At 72.7% G+C, this 18,049-nt stretch carries 14 protein-coding genes; 8 read left to right on the top strand and 6 right to left on the bottom strand.

Annotation, left to right across the window (positions count from 1 at the left end; translation table 11 throughout):
• Positions 1–14: 14 nt before the first annotated feature.
• Together CG747_RS31565 and CG747_RS31560 are read right to left on the bottom strand one after the other, a co-directional pair.
• On the bottom strand, positions 15–1,685 hold the full coding sequence (locus CG747_RS31565; RefSeq protein WP_100605280.1) for an amidohydrolase: 1,671 nt from the start codon (positions 1,683–1,685) through the stop codon (positions 15–17).
• 60 nt (positions 1,686–1,745) lie between these two features.
• The gene (locus CG747_RS31560; protein WP_016575508.1) at positions 1,746–2,186 is read right to left on the bottom strand and encodes an Lrp/AsnC family transcriptional regulator; all 441 of its coding nucleotides are present in this window, start codon (positions 2,184–2,186) and stop codon (positions 1,746–1,748) included.
• Between the two features lie 213 nt (positions 2,187–2,399).
• Between CG747_RS31560 and CG747_RS31555 the strand changes: the two genes are divergently transcribed.
• Positions 2,400–2,825 carry a hypothetical protein gene (locus CG747_RS31555; protein ID WP_180985779.1) on the top strand — a complete coding sequence of 142 codons (426 nt, stop codon included), beginning with the start codon at positions 2,400–2,402 and terminating at the stop codon, positions 2,823–2,825.
• 25 nt (positions 2,826–2,850) lie between these two features.
• Here CG747_RS31555 and CG747_RS31550 read toward each other — a convergent pair whose 3' ends face one another.
• Both CG747_RS31550 and CG747_RS31545 read right to left on the bottom strand, forming a co-directional pair.
• Complete coding sequence (locus tag CG747_RS31550; protein ID WP_100605279.1) at positions 2,851–3,981, bottom strand: phosphotransferase family protein; 1,131 nt, start codon at positions 3,979–3,981, stop codon at positions 2,851–2,853.
• A complete protein-coding gene (locus tag CG747_RS31545; RefSeq protein WP_100605278.1) occupies positions 3,978–5,132 on the bottom strand; it encodes a hypothetical protein in 1,155 nt (384 codons plus the stop codon). The genes CG747_RS31550 and CG747_RS31545 overlap by 4 nt, the downstream gene beginning before the upstream one ends.
• Positions 5,133–5,305: 173 nt before the next feature.
• Between CG747_RS31545 and CG747_RS31540 the strand changes: the two genes are divergently transcribed.
• Entirely contained in the window at positions 5,306–6,463 is a 1,158-nt protein-coding gene (locus CG747_RS31540) for a pyridoxal-phosphate dependent enzyme (protein WP_100605277.1), read from the top strand.
• Positions 6,464–6,583: 120 nt separating this feature from the next.
• On the opposite strand, the gene CG747_RS31535 is transcribed toward CG747_RS31540, so the two are convergent.
• Positions 6,584–7,756: an acyl-CoA dehydrogenase family protein gene (locus CG747_RS31535; protein WP_100605276.1), complete on the bottom strand. Its 1,173-nt coding sequence runs from the start codon at positions 7,754–7,756 to the stop codon at positions 6,584–6,586.
• A 364-nt stretch (positions 7,757–8,120) separates the two neighbouring features.
• Here CG747_RS31535 and CG747_RS31530 point away from each other — a divergent pair, with 364 nt between their 5' ends.
• Complete coding sequence (locus CG747_RS31530; protein WP_100605275.1) at positions 8,121–9,449, top strand: glycoside hydrolase family 18 protein; 1,329 nt, start codon at positions 8,121–8,123, stop codon at positions 9,447–9,449.
• Between the two features lie 139 nt (positions 9,450–9,588).
• On the opposite strand, the gene CG747_RS31525 is transcribed toward CG747_RS31530, so the two are convergent.
• Entirely contained in the window at positions 9,589–10,245 is a 657-nt protein-coding gene (locus CG747_RS31525; protein ID WP_100605274.1) for a TetR/AcrR family transcriptional regulator, read from the bottom strand.
• A 145-nt stretch (positions 10,246–10,390) separates the two neighbouring features.
• Between CG747_RS31525 and CG747_RS31520 the strand changes: the two genes are divergently transcribed.
• The 5 genes from CG747_RS31520 to CG747_RS31500 all read left to right on the top strand — a co-directional run bounded on the left by CG747_RS31520 (position 10,391) and on the right by CG747_RS31500 (position 17,812).
• Positions 10,391–11,005, top strand: coding sequence for a DUF6230 family protein (locus CG747_RS31520; RefSeq protein WP_100605273.1), 615 nt, complete (start codon positions 10,391–10,393; stop codon positions 11,003–11,005).
• Positions 10,996–12,099: a DUF6114 domain-containing protein gene (locus CG747_RS31515; RefSeq protein WP_100605272.1), complete on the top strand. Its 1,104-nt coding sequence runs from the start codon at positions 10,996–10,998 to the stop codon at positions 12,097–12,099. Before CG747_RS31520 ends, CG747_RS31515 begins: the two co-directional genes overlap by 10 nt.
• An 88-nt stretch (positions 12,100–12,187) precedes the next feature.
• Positions 12,188–13,474, top strand: coding sequence for a helix-turn-helix domain-containing protein (locus CG747_RS31510; RefSeq protein WP_100605271.1), 1,287 nt, complete (start codon positions 12,188–12,190; stop codon positions 13,472–13,474).
• Positions 13,475–13,613: 139 nt separating this feature from the next.
• Complete coding sequence (gene adh, locus CG747_RS31505; protein WP_100605270.1) at positions 13,614–15,137, top strand: aldehyde dehydrogenase; 1,524 nt, start codon at positions 13,614–13,616, stop codon at positions 15,135–15,137.
• Between the two features lie 365 nt (positions 15,138–15,502).
• Positions 15,503–17,812 carry a PQQ-binding-like beta-propeller repeat protein gene (locus tag CG747_RS31500; protein WP_100605269.1) on the top strand — a complete coding sequence of 770 codons (2,310 nt, stop codon included), beginning with the start codon at positions 15,503–15,505 and terminating at the stop codon, positions 17,810–17,812.
• Positions 17,813–18,049: the final 237 nt, after the last annotated feature.

Below are 18,049 nucleotides of genomic sequence, written 5' to 3'. Positions count from 1 at the left end.
CGGCACCCGCGATGTCACTCGATCGGCCGGTCGAAGACCGTCCGGCCGCCGACGACCGTGCGCAGACAGCGCGGGAGGTCGTTGCCGGGGGTGAGATCGGGCAGGCCCGGGGTGCCGGAGCGGGGGTCGGTCGACCAGCGTTCGACGCGCTCGTCGGGGGCCTGGACGACCAGGTCGCCGGTCCGCCAGACCGCGTAGTCGGCGGGGGCGCCGGGCACCAGGACGCCGGCGTCGTCGCGGCCGATGGCGCGCCAGCCGCCGCGGGTGTGGGCGGTGAACGCGGCGCGGGCGGAGATGCCGTGGGCGCGGGTGCGGTGGAAGACGGCGGCGCGCAGGGTGCCCCAGGGGTCGAGCGGGGTGACCGGGCTGTCGGAGCCGAGGGCGAGCGGGACGCCGGCCTTGAGCAGGGCGGCGTAGGGGTTGAGGCCGGCGGCCCGGTCGGCGCCGAGGCGGGTGGCGTACATCCCGTCGGGGCCGCCCCAGGCCGCGTCGAAGGCGGGCTGCACGGAGGCGGTGAGGGCCAGGTCGGCGAAGGCGGTGACGGTGGCGTCGGTGAGCATCTCGGCGTGCTCGACCCGGTGCCGGGCGGCTCGGACGCGGGCCAGGCCGACCCGGTCGGCGGCGGCCCGGACGCCGTCGGTGACGGTGGTCAGGGCGGCGTCGCCGATGGCGTGGAAACCGGCCTGGAGACCGGCTTCGGTGCAGGCGGCGACGTGGGCGGCGACGTCGTCGCGGTCGAGGTGGGCGGTGCCGGTGTGGGCCCCCGCGGCGCAGCCGGGGGGAGCGTCGGCATAGGGGGCGTGCAGGTGGGCGGTGTGCGAGCCGAGCGAGCCGTCGGCGAAGAGGTCGCCGGCGGCGCCGTGCGCACCGAGCGCCCTGATCCGGTCGGCTTCCTTTGCGGATGCGATGAGTTCGGCCCAGTAGCCGATGACGCGCGGGCCGGTGCCCTCGGCGGCCCGGGCGAGCAGCGCGGTGAAGTCGTCCTCGCTGGAGATCTCCGGACCGGCGCACTCGTGAACGGTGCCGATGCCGAGCGAGGCGGCGCGGGCCAGTGCGGCGGCCTGGGCCTCGGCGCGCTGGGCGGGGGTGACGGTGGCGTACGCGGCGGCCCGGACGGCGTGGTGGGCGTCGCCGGTGAGCGGCGCGTCGGGGTGGAAGCCGGAGCGCTCGCGGATGCCCGGGACCAGGTCGAGCAGGGCGGTGGTGACGACCGCGGAGTGCACGTCGACGCGGGTGAGGTAGAGGGGACGGCCGCCGGCGGCGGTGTCCAGCTCGGTGCGGGACGGCGGGCGGCCCTCGGGCCAGGCGCTGGCGTCCCAGCCGTGGCCGAGCAGTACGCCGCCGGCGGGGCGGCCGGCGGCGTACCGGCGGATCCGGTCCAGGGCGTCGGCCAGGGTGGCGGCGCCGGAGAGGTCCAGGCCGGTGAGGGCCAGCCCGGTGGCCGTGGTGTGCACATGTGCGTCCGTGAACGCCGGGGTGACCAGCGCACCGTCGAGGTGGACGATCTCGTCGACGCCGTCGGCGAAGGAGTCGGCGGCGCCCTCCTCGCCGACCCAGGCGATCCGGTCGCCCTCGACGACCATCGCGGTGGCGAAGGGATCGGCGGGGCTGTGCACCTCACCGCCCCGCAGGAGAACGGTGCGGGAGGGGTGCTGCTCGGAACTGTCCGGGTTGCGCTCGCTCATACCGGACAGTCTCGCCCCTGCGCGGGGGTGCCCGGCGCCCGGGGGTCGGCTCCCGGACGGTCAGATCCGCGGCGGGCGGGCCTCGTAGGGGGTGGAGAGCACCACCGTGGTGCGGGTCGAGACGCCGGCCAGGCTGCGGATGCGGGTGAGCAGGTGCTCCAGCTCCAGCGGGGCGGCGACCCGGACCTTGAGGATGTAGTTCTCGTCGCCCGCGACGCTGTGGCACGCCTCCAGCTCGGGGACCTCGGCGAGCCGGTCGGCGATGTCGTCCGGGGCGCTGGGGTCGAAGGGTTTGACCGAGATGAAGGCGGTGAGCGGCAGGCCCACGGCTTCGGGGTCGACGATGGCGGCGTAGCCGCGGATCACCCCGCGCTGTTCCAGGCGGCGCACGCGCTGGTGCACCGCCGAGGTGGACAGGCCGGTGGCCTTGCCCAGGTCGGTGTAGCTCATCCGCCCGTCCTTGACGAGCAGATCCACGATTTGTCGGTCCAACTCCTCCACCCGCTCAACCTACTGTGCGCGGGCGCGTGTGCGCAGCGCGCACCGGATCGTGGACACCCGCACACCGGGTCATGTGAGGAATGCCACACCGGTGACGCCGGGTCCGAGGGGCGTCGGCGATTATGCGCCCGGCATGAAGGGCATTGCTGGTGTTGGCCGAGACCGCCGGTCACACGAACGAAATCAGCGGTCCGAGTGGCCCACCCGAGGGGGATGGACATCATGCGACGCCTGAAGCAGGAATCCGCCGCAGCCCAGGTCGGCGCCCAGGAGGGCGACAGTTTCGGCTTCCCGGTCGAGGACGCTGTGGACGATCCGTTCGACACCTACGAGATCTACCGCGTGACCTGCCCGGACTGCGGGCAGCCGATCGCGCTGCTGGCGGACGAGGACACGCTTCCGGAGCACGCGCTGTGCGTCTCGCCGTGGAACCCGTTCGCGCTGACGGTGTGCCAGGGCTCCGGCCGGCCGGCGGCCGACGCCCCGGACACCGACGACATGATGGACGCCCAGGAGCAGGACGTGGCCATCCTGTTGACGCTCCCGGAGGGCCTGGACTGGCGTCGCCAGCCGTTCTCGCACCCCGGCGGGCCGGGTGAGCGGTCGGCCCGGGTGCCCCGCGCCCGCCGCCGGGGCTGACGTTCCGGACGCCGGCCGCGGCGGTTCACCAGTAGCGGCCGGCGAGCATCTCCTCCAACGTGTCCCGGTGCAGGATCAGCCCGTCGGCGTCGGCCGGGACCGGCACCTCACCGAAGTGGACCTGGCGGTAGGCCACCCTGAGCATCACGATGGCGTGCCGCAGGGCCGCGTAGAGGGTGTGGAACTCCATTGCGCGCGGTTGGTGCCCGGTCAGCTGGGCGTAGCGGCTCTCGACGCGGTCGCGGCGCAGCAGATCGGGCAGTCCGGGCTGGCCGCCGGACTCCGTGAGGTCCTGGAAGAAGCGGTGGAGGTAGATCATCCAGCCCAGGTCGAGTTCGCGGGGGCCGAGGGCGGCCATCTCCCAGTCGAGGACCGCGGCCGGTTCGAAACCGTCGTACACGATGTTGCCGATCCGGGCGTCGCCCCAGGTGAGTACCGTGCCGCCGGGGTCCTCGGGCCAGTGGTCGGCGAGCCAGGCGAAGCCGCGCTCGATGAGCGGGGAGCGCGGGAGTCCGTCGACCACCCAGGTGTAGTAGGCGTGTTGGGCGTCGACGTGGCGGCGCAAGGCGGTGCCGGTGCCGGGCAGTGCGAGGAACTCCGCCGATTCCGCGGGGACTTGGTCGTGCAGGCGGGCGAGGACGGAGACGCTGGCCGCCTCCAGCCGGTCGCGTTCGCCGTCCGTCGCGTCGTGCAGCCAACTCCCCTCGTACGTATAGGGCATGACGTCGGGCGGTACCCGGCCGGTGGCGCGGGCCATGACGAAGAACGGCGCGCCGAGGTGCGCGGGGTCCTCCTCCAGCCAGAGGGTGCGGGGCACCGGCAGGTCGGTGCGGTCGGCGACCAGTTCCATGGTGCGGTACTGCCGGGGCATGTCGTAGCGCGGGAAGATCGTGTACGCGGCGGGGTCGGCGGCGAGCCGGAGGGCGCACGAGGTGGGGGCCCCTGCCTGCGCGAACGCGGCCGAGAGCGCGGGGGACGGCGGGTCCGGGTGGTCGATGGCGAAGAGCAGGGTCTCGCTGGACATGCCGTTGGAGGCGGGCACGGTGGCCTCGGTGGCGCGGGCGCCGGGGAGGCGGGTGGCGAGCCAGGCGGAGAGTCGCCGGGTGAGCTCTTCGGGGTCGCGGGTGGTGGTGCGGGGGCGCGGTGCGGCGCTCATCGGGCGGCCTCTCCGGGGCGGCCGGCGCGGTCCGGGGCGACGGAGTCGTAGCCGGTGAAGCCGCTGGGGTCGTGGCGGCCGAAGCTGCCGTGTTCGAAGATGCCGTAGCCGGTGCGGCCGTCGAGGGTGAAGCGGGCGGCGTGGTCGGTGACGCCGTAGGCGGCGAGCGGGTGGGCGGTCGGGTCGGAGAGGTCGTAGACGCGTCGGTCGGTCCAGCCGCGGCCCTGCCAGGTGCCGTGCTGCCAGTCGTCGGCGGGTGGGTAGCCCGCGCCGAGGGCGAGTGGTGAGGAGGTGAGGACCTCGGCGGTGAGTTCGAGGGGCCTGCGGCCGGGGTCGGCGAGGTGGAGGACGGCGCGTTCGGGGTGGCGGGTGCCGGGGCGGTAGCTGATGTCGGCCTGCGGCCAGCCCAGTTGGCGGTCGGGGGCGCCGTCGCGGACCAGCAGCGCCTCGTTGAGGGTGCGGTGGCCGTCGGCGTCCTCCTGGACGATGACCATGACGAACCGGTCGTCGAAGCGGACCGGGCACCAGATCCAGTGGAACCCTTGCGTCGGCGACTCGGCGGCGGCCCGGCCGCCGTCCTCGCCGGGTATCGGGCGCACGCCCCAACTCCGGTCGCGGGTGCCGGTCCACTCCCCCGGTGTGACGGTGAGCTGTTCGCCGGCCGCGCGGAGGGTGCCGGTGCAGGTGCCGGCCTGGACGAAGCGGCGGCCCTCCAGGATCAGTCGGCCGCCGCGGTGCTGGGTGTGGTGCGGTTCCCAGGTGGCGGGGAAGGACGCGGTCCAGGTCAGGTCGTAGGACAGGCCGTCGGGGTCTGCGGGGTCGGGGGCGCAGGTGAGCCGGATGCGGCGCAGGGGTTCTTCGACGGTGAGGGTGAGCGGGCCGACGGTGAGTGCCAGGCGGTCGTCGGTGAGCGCGTCGGAGGCCCGGACGGCGTGCAGCCGGTCGCCGAGGCGGAGGGTGGCGTAGGCGTCGATGACGCCGGTGTTGGGGTAGACGCCGAGGCCGGCGATGAGCAGGGCGCGGCCGGTGTGGTCCAGGACGTGGAAGATGCAGCGGTCGTAGGCGTTGCGGTCGCTGGTGGCCACCTGCCGCATGGAGAGCGGGACTTGGTGGATCGGGTATTCGTCGAGCGGGATCGGGCGGTCGGACACGGTCCCTCCTGGGCGCGGTCGCACGGGGATCACCGGGAAACGAGGAATTGACGGTACGTCAGATATTGGCGAGCGGCCACACCCTCGAAATATGTAGGTGGCACTGCCGCTTTACGCCTGTTACCGTCGCGCTCGTCCACCGTGGCCCGGCCCCGACCCCAGGAGCGACGACGATGCCCCCCGCCCCCTTGCGTTGCCCGCGTTGCGGCCGTGCCGCGAACGGCTTCACCGGCTGCCCGTCCTGCGCCCGCGACGGCGTCGGCGTCAACACCCCGCCCCCGCTGGCGGATCTGACCGGCCTGGACCTCGCGGCGTACCCGGGCGGCCCCTGGGGCTGGCCGACGGCACTGCCGGTGCCCGGCCCGCCGATCACCCTCGGCGAGGGGAACACACCCGTCGTACGACTGCGCACCACGCTTGCGGACGCACCTCAACAACTCGCCCCGGTGAGCGAGTTGTGGCTGAAGTACGAGGGCGGCAATCCGACCGGGTCGCACAAGGACCGGGCGATGTCCGTGGGGGTGGCGGCGGCGCTGGCGGCCGGGGCGGACACCGTGGCCGCGGCGTCCTCGGGCAACGCCGGAGCGGCGGCCGCGGCCTACGCCGCCCGGGCCGGGCTGCGCTGCGTGGTGTTCACCACCGACGCGGTACCGGCCGGGCTCCGGGCGCAGATCGACGCGCTGGGGGCCGAGCGGGTGGTGCACCGGGGCAGCACGGCGGAGCGCAACGCGGCGATGGCCGCGGCCGTCGCGGAGCACGGGTGGTACCCGCTGACCAGCTTCTCGGCGCCGTCGCCGGGCGGGAACCCGTACGCCAACGAGGGCTACAAGTCGGTCGCCCACGAACTGGCGCGGGACTTCGCGGGGCGGCGGATCGACGCGGTGGTGGTGCCCACCAGCCGGGCCGATCTGCTGGCCGGAATCGCCCGCGGTTTCCGGGAGTTGGCGGGTGCCGGGCTGATCGCCGAGGTGCCCCGGCTGGTGGCCGCGGAGGCCGCGCCGGCGGCGCCGTTCACCGCCGCGCTGCGCCACGCCGACCGGGCCGAGCAGGAGCGGACCCGGGTGGCCGGAGGCCCGTCGGTGGCGTTCTCGCTGGGCGAGCAGCGGCCGTGCTGGCAGGGGCTCGACGCGCTGTGGCGCACCGGCGGTACCGCGGTGGCGGTGGACGACGAGGTGACCATGGCCGAATACCGGCGGCTGGCCGCGGAGGGGCTGCTGCTGGAGCCGTCGTCCGCGGTCGCGGTGGCGGCGGCCCGCGGCCTGGCGACCGAGCCGGACGCCGTGGTGGTGGCGATCGGGACGGCCACCGGGATGAAGGGGCTCGGGCGGTGACCGGGCGGGACGACCGCCGAGGGCACCGGTGGGGCGCGGTGCGGGAGTGCGCCCCGGCCGACCGCGGTCGTGCGGAACGGCCGGTGGAGCGGGGCACCGACCGGCCCCGCCCCCGGTGGCTCAGTTCGACTCGGGGCCCGCCAGGTGCCGGGCGATCACCATCCGCTGGATCTGGTTGGTGCCCTCGACGATCTGCAGCATCTTGGCCTCGCGCATGTAGCGCTCGGCCGGGAAGTCGAGGGTGTAGCCGTAGCCGCCGAGCAGCTGGACGGCGTCGGTGGTGACCCGCATCGCGGTGTCCGTGCAGAACAGCTTGGCCATCGCCGCCTCCTTGGAGAACGGCAGACCGGCGTCGCGCAGCCGGGCGGCGCTGAGGTACAGCGCCCGGCCCGCCTCCACCTGGGTCGCCATGTCCGCGAGCATGAACCGCAGGCCCTGGAAGTCGGCGACCGGGCGGCCGAACTGGCGCCGCCCGGCGGTGTAGGCCAGCGCCTCGTCCAGCGCCGCCTGGGCGAGGCCGATGGCGCAGGCGGCGATGCCGAGGCGGCCGGAGTCCAGGGCGGAGAGGGCGATCGAGAAGCCCTGGCCCTGGTCGCCGATGCGGCGGGAGTCGGGTACCTGGACCCCGTCGAAGTGCAGCTGCGCGGTCGGGGAGCCCTTCATGCCCATCTTGCGCTCGGGCTTGGCGGGATTGAGCCCCTCGGCGTCACCGGGCACCAGGAAGGCGGTGATGCCGCGGGCACCGCTGTCGCCGGTACGGGCCAGCACGGTGTAGAAGTCAGCCACCCCGCCATGGGTGATCCACGCCTTGGTGCCTTCCAGGGTCCAGGTGTCGCCGCTCCGGGTGGCGCGGGTGGTCAGGGCGGCGGCGTCGGAGCCGGCGGCGGGCTCGGAGAGGCAGTAGGCGCCGAGCAGACCGCCGCCGAGCATGGCCGGGAGGTGCTCGGCGCGCTGCTCCTTGGTGCCGAATCCGGCGAGCGCGTGGCAGGCCAGGGTGTGCACGCTGACACCGAGGCCGACGGTGAGGCGGGCGGCCGCGAGCTCCTCCAGGACCTGGAGGTAGACCTCGTAGGGCTGGTTGCCGCCGCCGAATTCCTCGGCGTACGGAAGCGAGAGCAGGCCGGATTCGGAGAGCAGGGTGAACAGGGCGCGCGGGAAGCGGCCGGCTTCCTCTTCTTCGGCGGCGGTTGGCCGGATCTCGCGCTCGGCGAGTTCCCGTACCAAGGCCATCAGGTCGCGGGCCTCCTCGGTCGGCAGCCTGCGGTCCACCGGCGCGGGGACGTACTCGGTCATGGCGGCGCTCTCCTCCCTTTCGGGCGCTGCGGCGACGCGCGCATGGGGTGGGCGGCGGCGCCGGATTCCGTCGTGCCTCGCCGATGATCGCGTCCCGGGTCCCGGAAGGCGATGACCTGCGGCTGTGGCGCTAGGAGTATGCCCGATCAGCGGCCCGGCGTCACGGGTTGATCTTCAATTGCCCGGCGGTTCCGGACGGGGAGGCGGGGTGCCCGCACGCTCGGCAAATTGGTCCGAACCATTGACTCAGTGGTCTAGTCCTTCTAACTTCTCCCCCAACGTTCCGCGCGTTCATGCCAATTCGGCAGGCATGCGGGCCGGAACGCCGCCATGCTCCACCCTCGCCCCCCTCCGAGGAGAAGACATGCTCAGACCGCACCGGACGCGAGCGCCGCGGAAGCTGATCGCCGCCGCGACCGCCCTGTGTACCGCGGCCCTGGCCGGCACCCTCTTCGCCGGTTCCGCCTCTGCCCACCCGTCGCCCGCCACCGCCCCGGCAGGAACCGCTTCGCAGTACCCCTTCTTGTCGCCGACCGGCGCCCCCACCGCCGCCCACCCGGTCACCGCGGCCCAGACCACCGCGGCCGGGAACAAGGTCGTCGGGTACTTCGCCAACTGGGGCATCTACGACCGCAATTACCAGGTCAAGAACATCGAGACCTCCGGCTCCGCGGCCAAGCTGACGCACATCAACTACGCGTTCGGCAACGTCCAGGGCGGCAAGTGCGCCATCGGCGACTCCTACGCCGACTACGACAAGGCGTTCACCGCCGACCAGAGCGTCGACGGCAAGGCCGACACCTGGGACGACCCCAGCGGTCTGCGCGGCAACTTCAACCAGCTGCGCAAGCTCAAGAAGCTGCACCCCAACCTCAAGGTGCTGTGGTCGTTCGGCGGTTGGACCTGGTCGGGCGGGTTCGGCGAGGCCGCCAAGAACCCCGCGGCGTTCGCCCAGTCCTGCTACGACCTGGTCAAGGACAAGCGCTGGGCCGACGTCTTCGACGGCATCGACGTCGACTGGGAGTACCCCAACGCCTGCGGCCTGTCCTGCGACACCAGCGGCAAGGACGCCTTCACCGGCGTCCTCAAGGCGCTGCGGGAGAAGTTCGGCCAGAGCAGCCTGGTTACCGCGGCGATCACCGCGGACGCCTCGGACGGCGGCAAGATGGACGCCACCGACTACGGGGCCGCGGCGCAGTACGTCGACTGGTACGACCCGATGACCTACGACTACTTCGGCGCGTGGGACGCCAAGGGGCCGACCGCCCCGCACTCCCCGCTGACGTCGTACAACGGCATACCGAAGGCCGGGTTCAACACCACCGACACCATCGCCAAGCTCAAGAAGCTCGGCGTGCCGGCGGACAAGATGCTGCTGGGCATCGGCTTCTACGGCCGCGGCTGGTCGGGCGTCACCCAGGACGCGCCGGGCGGCACCGCGACCGGTGCGGCGCCCGGCAAGTACGAGGCGGGCATCGACGACTACAAGGTGATCAAGAGCCGCTGCCCGGCCACCGGCACCGTGGGCGGCACCGCGTACGCCAAGTGCGGTGACCAGTGGTGGAGTTACGACACCCCGCAGACCATCGGCACCAAGATGGCCTACAAGGACGCCCAGGGACTGGGCGGGACGTTCTTCTGGGAGCTGAGCGGGGACACCTCGGACGGCGAACTGATCAACGCCATCAAGTAGCCGCGACCGCGGCGGCCACGGGGTCCGCCCCGTCGAAGGACCACCCTGGGAAACGGGGGAACACGAGCGGGCGGGAGGCGACGGCCTCCCGCCCGCTCGGCCGTGTCCGGGACCTGTCCGGGCCGTTGCCGACGGACCGTCAGGCAGGCGGCCTGGGCGGCGCCGGGCAGCCCGGCTCGTACTCCTCGATCAGCCGGAGGGTGTCGCCCAGCCCGCGGACCAGCAGCGACGCCACGGTCTCGCGCGGCAGCTCCTGCTCCTCGATCCAGTCGAGGGTGACGCCCTCGACGCTGGAGAGCCAGCCGGTCAGCGCCGTACGGGCCAGCGGCGAGATCTCCTCCCGGTCCCAGGCACCGCGCGCAATGGTGCCGAGCAGCCGGGACCGGACCCGGGCGCGGATGGCCAGCACCTCGGCGTCGAAGCCGACCCCGCCGGTGACGATCGTGCGGTAGGCGGCCTGGTGGTGCTGGGCGTAGCGCAGATAGCCGTCGACGGTGCGCCGGACGCGTTCGACGGGCGGCAGGTCGTGGGTGCTGCCGGCGCGCTCGACGAGTTCGGCCACCGCGTCCTCGATGATCGCCAGGTAGTAGCCGCGCTTGTTGGTGAAGTAGTAGTAGATCAGCCCCTTGGCGACCCCCGCCTGGCGCGCGATGTCGTCCATCGACAGTGCGTCGTACGAGGTGTCGGCGAACAGCTTCTTTCCGGTGGCTATCAGTTCGGCGCGACGTGCCTGGTACCGCGCGGTGCCGCGGTCGCTCCGCGAGGCCGCGTGTCCGCGCTGTTGACTCTTATTCAAAATCCGCCCTAGTCTCCAACTGCCAAGAGTTTTGCGCAGTATGACAGAACGTCACCTGTGTTTTTCCGGTCTGCGGCGGGCCCCCGCGGACAGCTCCATGAAGCACTTCCCTCGCGCATTCGACCGCTGCCCCGGGGAGGACGCAGTGAGCACACCGAACGGCAGGGCGCCCGAAGGGCGGACCTCGTGGAAGAAGACCGCGGCGGTGGCGGTGCCCGCCGTCATCGCCGTCGGCGCACTGGCCACCGCGATGGCACAGGGCGCGCTGGCCGCCTCGTTCGCGGTGTCCGGCACCAACTTCCAGGTCGCGTCCGGCAAGCTGACCAGCGACGGACTCGCCTCGTACGTGCACACCGACCGCGACACCGACGACCGCGGCCACCCGGTCGCCCTCCTGGGCATCGGCAAGGCCGACCTGACCGACATCTGCCAGGCCGCACAGGTCAGCACACCGGTGGGAACGGTGGTGTTCAAACTGACCGCGGGCGGGGCGGCCGGTCCGGTCCGCGCCGACAGGCTCGTCATCGACGGGGAGGACCTGGTCGGTGACGCCCGGTTCGGCACCGCCCAGATCGGCCGGGACGCCGGCACGCTCGACGCGGTGCCGGGGGTCAGGGGTCCACGGGGGAAGTTCGGACTCCAGGCCGGCAACATCGAGGTGGCCGGCGTCAGGTCGCACGCCTGGTCCGCCACCGGCGGCAACTTCCGCCTCAAGGGGCTGCGGGTGAGCGTCAGCCTGGACGGCAAGACGTGTTTCTGAGCGCGCGACGGGCGCGGTGGGGCGCCCGGCTGGACCGGACACTGCCCTGGCCGCAGCGGCGCGCGGCGTTCCGGCGGTGGCGGCGGACCCGGCCGTTCTGGGCCGGGCTGCTGCTCCTGTCGGGCGGCGCCGAACTGGTGCTGGTGCCACTGTCCCCACTGACCGTCCTGGTCAGCCTGGGACTGGGCGGACTGGCCGCGCTCGGCATCGGACTGGCGCTGATGGTGGCCGGGGTCTTCCTGTGGTGCACCCCGGCCGCGCACCACTACGTGAGCATCAACGTGCTGATCCTTTCGGTGCTGTCGTTCGCCGCGACCAATCTCGGCGGGTTCCTGGTCGGGATGGGGCTGGGGATCGCGGGCAGCGCGCTGGGATTCGGGTGGACTCCGGTGCGGGACGCGGCGGACACCGGCCGGGCGGACGCGAACACCGCGCGGCCCGCCGGTCCGACCGCGACGCCACCGGGCCCCGGCCCGGTCTCCGACCCCGGCCCCGACCCCGACGGCACCCGACCTGCCATAACGACCGGAGCGGACCCCGCGGACCGCTCGTCGGCCCGCCGCGGCACCGGCAGCAAGGCACTCGCCGTAGCCCTGCCGATCGCCCTGCTCACCGCCCTCGGCGGCCCGGCACAGCGGGCCGGCGCCGCCGGGACCCCGGCGCCCCCCGTCCCGCCGACCGTCACCACCACGCGCTTCGCCCCCCAGGGCTTCACCCTGGCCGGCGTCACCACCGTGCCCACCACCACCGGACCGCTGAAGGTGATGGTGCTGCGCATGAAGGCGGCCACCCTGACCGACTACCGGCTCACCACCCACGACCACCAGGGCCCCCAACTCGGCCTGAAAGCGGACGCGTTGGACCTCAAGGGCGCGGTGACCCTCTACCTCACCAAGTTCAGCGGCTGCATCGAGGGGATCCTCTGCCTCACCTTCACCCCCGACACCCTCCCCGTTCCGCCGGTCGTCCCGCCGTTCGTCTACATGACGCGGGTGACCGCCGAGCAGGCACTGGTGACCTCGGACCTGATCGTGGCGGACGGCCTGCGGCTCCAGGCGGGCGGTACCACCGGCGGCACCACCGGCGGCGGCTGAGTCGACACGCCCGACGCGGGGTTTACGCTCCCGGCCGGTATGAGCACCATCGGCGTACGGGACAGGAGCCGCATCAGAGAGGTGACGCGTGGTCAACCCTTGGCTGGCGATGGAAGCGGGCGCCGATCCGGGCGAACGCATCCGCACCGTGCGCCGGGCGCACGAGGCGTTCCTCACGGACGGCACGGTGGCGCCGCCGGTCCGGCAGGTGGTCGCCGACTCCTGGCGCCGCTCGGCACGGGCCTGCGCCGCACCGGACGGCGAGGTGCCCGTCGAACTCGACGAGGCCGCGCTGCACGGCTACCGCGAGGCGCACCCACTGGCCCGCGCGATGCCGGTCTTCCGGGAACTGCTGGGCACCATCGCCCAGGACGGCGCGCATCTGCTGGCGGTCTGCGACCCGCAGGGGCGACTGCTGTGGGTGGAGGGGCACCGCGGGGTGCTGCGCCGCGCCGAACGGATGAACTTCGTGGTCGGCGCCCGCTGGGACGAACGCCACGCCGGGACCAACGCACCGGGCACCGCGCTCGCCGCCGACCACGCCGTCCAGATCTTCGCCACCGAGCACTACAACCGCCGGGTGCAGCCCTGGACGTGCGCCGCCGCCCCGCTGCACGACCTGCGGACCGGGCGCCTGCTGGGCGCCGTGGACATCACCGGCGGCGACCATCTCGCCAGCCCGCACAGCCTCGCCCTGGTACAGGCCACCGCCCGCGCCGCCGAGGCCCATCTCGTCTCCTGTACACGAGAGTTGGGCACCTACCTCACGGCGCTCGGCCGCGACGAGGCGCTGCTGGTGCGCAACGGCGAGCGGCTGCGCCTGGGCCGCCGGCACAGCGAGATCATGGTCCTGCTGGCCCACCACCCGGCCGGACTGACGGGCGATCAACTCGCGGTACTCCTCTACGGCGAGCGGGAGATGCGCCCGGTCACCCTGCGCGCCGAACTGTCCCGACTGCGGCACCTGGTCGGCCCGCTGCTGCACTCCCGCCCCTACCGCCTGAGCGCCCCACTGGAAACCGATCTCGCCGCCACCCAAAGAGAGCTGGCCGACCACCACCTGACCCTGGCACTCGACACCTACCGCGGCCCGCTCCTCCCCTCCTCCGAGGCCCCCGGCATCCGCCGGCTGCGCACCGCGCTGGAGGACCGGATGCGCCGGGCGCTGCTCACCGCCGCCGACCCGGACCAGCTGCGCGCCTGGTCGCTCACCCCCTGGGGCGAGCACGACCTGGAGATCCGGGAGGCCCTCGTGGACGCCCTGCCGGAGCGTTCCCCGGCGCGCACCGCGTCCGTCGCGGCGGCCGGGCGGCTGCGCACCGAGTACGGCCTGACCGCCGGCAGCCCCGCCCGTACAGGGGTCGCCACGCGCTGATGCCACGCCCCCGCAACCGGCCCCGCGCCCCCACTCCCCCACGCAACGTTCGCGCAACCTTCGCCGCCCTAGCCTCCCCCCACCGCCCGCCGCACGGCAGCGACGGGCCGCGCCGCGCGATCAATTGGGAGGCCGCCCCATGGCACGTTATGCGAACCCCGGTTCCGCCGATGCCGTGATGAGCTATCAGCCGCGCTACGACCACTGGATCGGCGGTGAGTTCGTCGCGCCCGTCCAGGGCCGGTACTTCGAGAACCCGACACCGGTCAACGGCCGGACGTTCACCGAGGTGGCACGCGGCACGGCCGAGGACGTCGAACGGGCCCTGGACGCGGCGCACGCCGCCGCCCCCGGATGGGCCCGCACCTCCGCGGCGGACCGCGCCAGCGTGCTCAACAAGATCGCCGACCGGATGGAACACCACCTGGAGGCGCTGGCGGTCGCCGAGAGCTGGGAGAACGGCAAGCCCGTACGGGAGACGCTGGCCGCCGACATCCCGCTCGCCATCGACCACTTCCGCTACTTCGCGGGCGCACTGCGCGCCCAGGAGGGCACCCTCTCGGAGATCGACGAGGACACCGTCGCCTACCACTTCCACGAGCCGCTCGGCGTGGTCGGCCAGATCATCCCCTGGAACTTCCCGATCCTGATGGCGACCTGGAAGCTGGCCCCGGCGCTGGCCGCCGGCAACACGGTGGTCCTCAAGCCCGCCGAACAGACCCCCGCCTCGATCCACTTCCTGATGAGCCTGATCGCCGATCTGCTGCCGCCGGGCGTCGTCAACATCGTCAACGGCTTCGGCGTCGAGGCGGGCAAGCCCCTGGCGTCCAGCCCCCGGGTCGCCAAGATCGCCTTCACCGGTGAGACCACCACCGGCCGGCTGATCATGCAGTACGCGTCCGAACACCTGCGGCCGGTGACCCTGGAGTTGGGCGGCAAGAGCCCCAACATCTTCTTCGACGACGTCTCCGGCGCCGCGGACGACTTCCACGACAAGGCCCTCGAAGGCTTCACCATGTTCGCCCTCAACCAGGGCGAGGTGTGCACCTGCCCGTCCCGTGCACTGATCCAGCGCGGGCACTACGCGGACTTCCTGGCGGCCGGCGTGTCCCGCACCGAGAAGATCGTCCAGGGCCACCCCCTCGACACCGACACCATGGTCGGCGCGCAGGCCTCCAACGACCAGCTGGAGAAGATCCTCTCCTACTTCGACATCGGCCAGAAGGAAGGCGCCAAGGTCCTGACCGGCGGCACCCGGGCCGAGTTGGGCGGCGAACTGGAGGGCGGCTACTACGTCCGCCCGACCATCTTCGAGGGCAACAACGACATGCGGATCTTCCAGGAGGAGATCTTCGGCCCGGTCGTCGCGGTGGCCCCGTTCGCCGACTTCGACGAGGCGATCGCCCTCGCCAACGACACCCTCTACGGCCTCGGCGCCGGCGTCTGGACCCGCGACGGCTCCACCGCCTACCGCGCGGGCCGCGCCATCCAGGCCGGCCGGGTATGGACCAACTGCTACCACGCCTACCCCGCCCACGCCGCCTTCGGCGGCTACAAGCAGTCCGGCATCGGCCGCGAAACCCACAAGATGATGCTGGACCACTACCAACAGACCAAGAACCTGCTGGTGAGCTACTCGCCCAAGAAGCTCGGGTTCTTCTAGGGGCTCGAGGAAGGGCGCCTGACCCGGGCTTTCGCCGGTCAGGCGCCTTTCGCTCAGCCTGCTCGGAGGAGAGACCGGTTTAAGCCTTGACTTCCGGTTCCTCCCACGGCTGTCCCGTGCAGCCGAAGAACGCCCCAAGGCGAGGACCGCGCCCGGGCAGCTGAGCAACCGACCACCGTGCTGCAACAACCTCCGGCATCCGCCCCCTCTTGGCGGGGCTTCGGCGCGTGCGGCACGGGAGCAGCCCCGGGCCCCTGTTCGTCACCCGCTGTGCTCTGCTGTACTGCCCTGCGGCTAGTTTGTGTACAGCACAGGTACGCAGGCCCGTGGGGGCAGAGGTACACGGGGACGGGAGGTCGGGAAGAGTGTCGCTGCGCGGAGGTGATCCAGCCGAGATCGGGGGTTATCCGCTTGAGGCGCGGCTCGGCTCGGGTGGCATGGGCACGGTCTTTCTGGCCCGTACGAGTTCGGGGCGACCTGTCGCGATCAAACTGATCCACCCGCAGTTCGCGGCGGACGACGAGTTCCGCATCCGCTTCCGGCAGGAGGTGGCGGCGGCGAGGCGGGTGAGCGGCGCGTTCACCGCCGCCGTGGTCGACGCCGCCCCTGAGGCCGAGCAGCCGTGGATGGCGACGACCTATATCCAGGGGCACACGCTCGCCCGGCGCATCACCACGAAGGGCCCGCTGAGCGGAGCGGAGCTGAGGAGACTCGCCATCGGGCTGGCGGAGGCGCTGCGGGACATCCACCGGGTGGGGGTCATCCACCGTGACCTGAAGCCCGCGAACGTCGTGCTCTCGCCCGAGGGCCCACGCGTCATCGACTTCGGCATTTCGCGCGCCATGGACCAGCAGACGCTGACGGTCACCGGGCGGGTCATCGGTACGCCGCCCTTCATGTCGCCGGAGCAGTTGCAGGCGCCGCGTGGTGTGGGGCCGCGGTCCGATGTCTTCTCGCTGGGAACGCTGCTGGCGTACGCAGCGACGGGCCACGGGCCCTTCGACGCGGACAGCCCGTACATAGCCGCGTATCAGGTGGTGCACGAGGAGCCGTCGCTGGATGACGTGCCGGTGCCCTTGCGCACGGTCGTCGAGTCGTGCCTGGCCAAGGAGCCCGACGCGCGCCCCTCGGCGGACGAACTCCTCGTGCTGCTACGGGACCTGCCGGCCGACCTCGGCCAGGCCGACGCGGGGGGAGTCGGCGCGGGCCGCACCCGCGACATGATCACCCAGCATCACTTCGCGCCGCCTGCCACCCCGGCGCCTGCCACCGCCGCGCCGGCCACCCCGCCGCCGGCCACCCCAGCGCCAGTTGCCCCGACGCCGGCTGCCCCGACCACCACCCCGGCCGATCCCGATACGGGGAGCACCGACACCCCCATCGGCCGCCGGCTGCCTCGCCGATGGCGTCCCGTGCTCGCGGCCGCGGTCGTGGTCGCGGTGGCAGCGATCGGTGGAGGAGTCGCCGCACTGACGACGGGCGGCTTCGGGGGGAACAGCGGCGGCGACAAGGGCAACGGCCCTGCGGCGCAGGGTGCCGCACTTCCGGACGGCTTCAAGCCGTGGCACGAGACCGTGCCGGGCGGTCGCCCGGACATCCCCGACGAGCTGCGTTGCGTCGCGCACGGCGACGCGCTGTTCTGCGGCGGCGGCAGTGTCGTCGCGACCCGTATCAGGGCCAAGGACGGCTCGCGGGTGTGGACGGCGAAGAGCCCCGGCGTCCCCGCCAACGGCATGTACCTGGTGGGCGCCACCGACGACACGGTGCTCGGTTACCGCTTCGCCGCCCAGGACGCCCCGCAGGGCCCTCCCAGCGAGGTGGTGGCCATCGACGCGAACACCGGACGCGAGCTGTGGTCCGTACCGTCCGGCACCCAGTCGACGGCCGTCACGAATCGGACTCAGGACGCCGTTGTGGTCGGCTCCGACGTCGTGACGGTCAACGCTTCCAACTCCCGCTTCGAGGCCCGCAACGCGCACAGCGGTCAGATCGCATGGACGTCGCCATTCCCTGCGGGTACGCAGTGCGCTCCCGTCCCGATGGGCGCACAGCTCGTCGCGATGTGCGCGACGAATGCGGAAGTGAATGCCTTTGCGGTGCGCCACCCCACCCTGTACCCGGTCGACCGCGCCTCGGGGACACTGGGCAGGCCCATCGCGGTCAACGGCCCCGCCGTGCCGATGGGCGTCGCCAACGGCAGGCTCGTACTCCTCCAGATACACATGGAGGGAACCCAGTCGGCCGGCTACAACGGGGTGGCACAGGTCGACCCGGCCTCGCGGAAGGTCACGTACTCCCGACTGGTCAAGACATACCCGGGGACACCTGGCCTGGCGGACAACACCGTCTACGTGAGCGAGCAGACCGGTCTCGTCACCGCGCTCGATCCCGCGACCGGCCGGCAGAAGTGGTCACGGCAGAGCGGCGTGGAGGGCGCGTCGGGTCCTGTTGCCGGAGCCGACGCGCTGTACTTCAGCTCGGCCACCGGCCGGGTGGTCGCGCTGTCGCCGCACGACGGCAAACCTCTGTGGACAACAAACCCGCAGGCCGACGGTCTGACGGGCGACCCGGGCACAAGCTCACGCGTGACCCTTGCGGGGCGTGCGGTGATCGTGGCCGCGGCCAAGAACACTCTCTTCGCCTTCGACGCGCAGAAGCCGCCGAAGGCGGGCTGAAGCCCGGGGGCTTCCAGAGACCCAGGACAACGCGCCTGAACTGGTCTTTCGCCGGTCAGGCGCCTTTCGCTCGCCAGGTGTCCTTCACCGTCAGGCGCCCTTCGCTCGGCCCGTTCGATCGGGGACCGGTCCATCGGCCGCCTGGCCGGCGGCGGGTACCGGGGCGACGGACAAGCCATCCATCCGGCACGCGATAGAACATCTGCGGGACTGCGCCTAGTGTCCTGCGCCGGAGAT

Origin of the sequence: Streptomyces sp. CB02959 (genome assembly GCF_002803155.1) — a bacterium.
Lineage (GTDB): Bacteria > Actinomycetota > Actinomycetes > Streptomycetales > Streptomycetaceae > Streptomyces.
This window is presented reverse-complemented; position numbering and strand designations above follow the sequence as displayed.